The sequence below is a fragment of the Mesorhizobium sp. M2E.F.Ca.ET.209.01.1.1 genome (genome assembly GCF_004010375.2).
Taxonomy (GTDB): Bacteria; Pseudomonadota; Alphaproteobacteria; order Rhizobiales; family Rhizobiaceae; genus Mesorhizobium.
Genome location: NZ_SADP02001196.1, coordinates 1 through 289 on the forward strand (window position 1 = coordinate 1; position 289 = coordinate 289).

Sequence of the window (289 nt, forward strand, 5' to 3'; positions counted from 1 at the left end):
TTCCAGGCTGAGATTGCCGATCATGCAGCCGCGCGCCCAATCATGCGCCTCGAGCTTCGAGGTGATGACGTCGAGATAGCGGCGAAGCCTGCCGATGGGCGGCGTGCCGTCACGCGCCAGTGCGCTTTCCACCAGGCCGCTGACATAGGCGAAGTAGCGTTCCAGCACCTCGCCGGCGAAGTCTTCCTTGGAGGCAAAATGGTTGGTGAACGAGCCCGGCCGTGCTCCGGCCGCCGCAACGATGTCGCGGACGCCGGCTGCGGTATAGCCGGAATTCCAGATCGTCTGG

The 289-nt window shown here is 64.7% G+C and carries 1 protein-coding gene; it reads right to left on the reverse strand.

Annotated features, from left to right (window positions below; all coding sequences use genetic code 11):
* A partial coding sequence (locus EN852_RS39705) for a TetR/AcrR family transcriptional regulator (RefSeq protein ID WP_135879967.1) occupies positions 1 to 289 on the reverse strand: 289 nt, incomplete at both ends.